Source organism: Streptomyces specialis (assembly GCF_001493375.1).
Lineage (GTDB): Bacteria > Actinomycetota > Actinomycetes > Streptomycetales > Streptomycetaceae > Streptomyces > Streptomyces specialis.
Genome location: NZ_LN929847.1, coordinates 1 through 2,121, shown reverse-complemented (window position 1 = coordinate 2,121; position 2,121 = coordinate 1). Strand labels below are relative to the sequence as shown.

At 75.8% G+C, this 2,121-nt stretch carries 1 protein-coding gene; it reads right to left on the bottom strand.

The annotated features are described in order from the left end of the window. Positions 1 to 1,971: beta-ketoacyl synthase N-terminal-like domain-containing protein (locus BN2279_RS09465; RefSeq protein WP_267887122.1), on the bottom strand; the 1,971-nt coding region annotated here is incomplete at its 3' end. Positions 1,972 to 2,121 lie beyond the last annotated feature (150 nt).

The following is a 2,121-nucleotide window of genomic DNA, read 5'->3' as shown; positions in this document are numbered from 1 at the left end:
CCGGGGGGGGGGGGCGCACGGCGCCCCACCCGCGGGCCCGCCGCCCCAGGGGTCCCGGGGCCGCGCGCCCGGCGGGGGGCGGGGGGGGGCCAGGCCGGGTGGCGGGAGGGGCCCGGTGCCCCCCCCCGCCGTGACCAGCCCCGGCCGGGGCGCGCCCCCCGCCGGTTCCGGCCAGCCGGCCGGCTCGCGGGGGATGCGCAGCGGTACGGCGTCCCAGTCCACCAGCGGGCTCAGCCGGTCCGCCGCCAGAGTGGGCGCGACGCGGCCGTGCCGCATCTGGAGCAGCACCTTGACCACCTGGGAGAGGCCGGACGCGGCCTCCAGATGGCCGATGTTGGGCTTCACCGAACCGGCCAGGACGGGCGGCAGCCCGGCGAACACCTCGGCCAGCGCCTCCACCTCGGCCGCGTCGGCGACGGCCGCCCCGGCGGCGGCGCACTCGACGTACTGGATGTCGCCCGGCGCGACCCCGGCCCGGTCCAGGGCGGCGCGGATCGACGCGGCGAGCGGCGCGGGCGCGGGCGTCCCGAACCGCCCGCCGCCGCCCCGGTGACCCACCGACGTGCCCTCCACCACGGCGTGGACGGTGTCCCCCGCCGCGCGGGCGGCGGCGGCCGGCCGCAGCAGCAGGGCGCCCGCCCCTTCCCCGGGACACCACCCGGACGCGTCGGCGGAGAACGCCGTGGCGGCGGAGCCGGGTTCGGCGAGGAGACCGGCCCGCGCGAGCAGCGCCAGGTGGGACGGGTGCAGGATCAGGCCGGCCGCGCCGACCACGGCCGCGTCGCACTCGCCGCGCCGCAGGCTCTCCACGGCCAGGTGCAGGGCGGTGAGCGAGGACGAGCAGGACGTGTTCACCGCGAGGCTGGGGCCGTCGAAGCCGAAGACGTGGGAGATCCGGTTCGGGATGTCCGCGCCGAGCGCGGACGCCGTGGCCGGGCCGGTACCGGCCCGCCAGACGTCCTGTCCGGCCTGCTGGTGGTCGTGCCACATCGTCGCGGTGAAGACGCCCACCCGGGGTGCCTCGGCGCGCAGCGAGTCCGGGGTGTGCCCGCTGTGGTCCAGGCAGCGCCAGACCGCCTCCAGCAGGAGCCGCAGTTGCGGGTCCAGACCGGCCGCCTCGGCGGGGGCGATGCGGAACGCCAGGCTCTCGAACCGGTCGACGCCGTCCAGGAAGCCGCCCGTGATCCCCTCGCCCCCGCCGGGGCCGGACGCGAGGGCGGCGGCCCGGCCGGGCGGCGGCGGGCCGGTCGCCCGGCGCCTGCCGTGGAGCAGGTCCCAGTAGGCGTCGAGGTCGTCGGCGCCGGGGAAGCGGCCGTCCATGCCGATCACCGCCACCTCGGCGGCCCCGGCCGTTCCGGCGGAGGCCGTCCCGGCGGTCGCGGCGGGCGCGGTCGCGTACGGCGCGGACTCCGCCGAGGCGTGCCCGGCCGCGCCGCCGAGGAAGGCGTGCAGCAGGACATGCCCGTCGTCCAGCCCGAACCGGTCGCGCAGCCCGTCGAACGCGACCGTCCCGACAGGACACAGCCCGACGCCGCAGGACGCCTGACCGGTCATCAGGAGCTGCCCCATGCCGCCCGCCTCCAGCGTGAGGAACCGTTCGCTCTGCTCCTGGTACAGCGGGGCGATCCCGTGCCGCTGCCCGATCAGGTACAGACCGAACGCGGACCGGTCGAACATCTCGCGGTTGTAGTAGAAGTGCGCGGACCGGTCGATGCCCGGGTCCGGGGTGATCAGCCGCAGCGTGTGCGCGCACGGGTCGTGGTAGTACAGGCCCTCGTCGAGCCCCCGCACCGCGCCCGGCCTGACGTGCAGATAGGTCTGGACGGCGTATGTGTCGCCCGCCGACGGGTACAGCCGCCGGACCCGGCCGTCCACCTCCACCTCGCGGAGCAGCGCCAGCAGCCGTTCCACGGAACCGGCGGGCACGGGACCGGGCAGGTACGCGCGGTGGCTGGCCCGCCAGACAAGCAGACAGATCGGATGAAGGCTTCTGCGTTAAAACAACAAAAAATTGATGATAAATAACGAAGAAGTCCCGACTAACTCCGGGTCATAAGCAGCGTTAATACGGAAGGCGCTAGCCACACTCGGCACAACTATGAGTCAATGGCAACCAGTCGC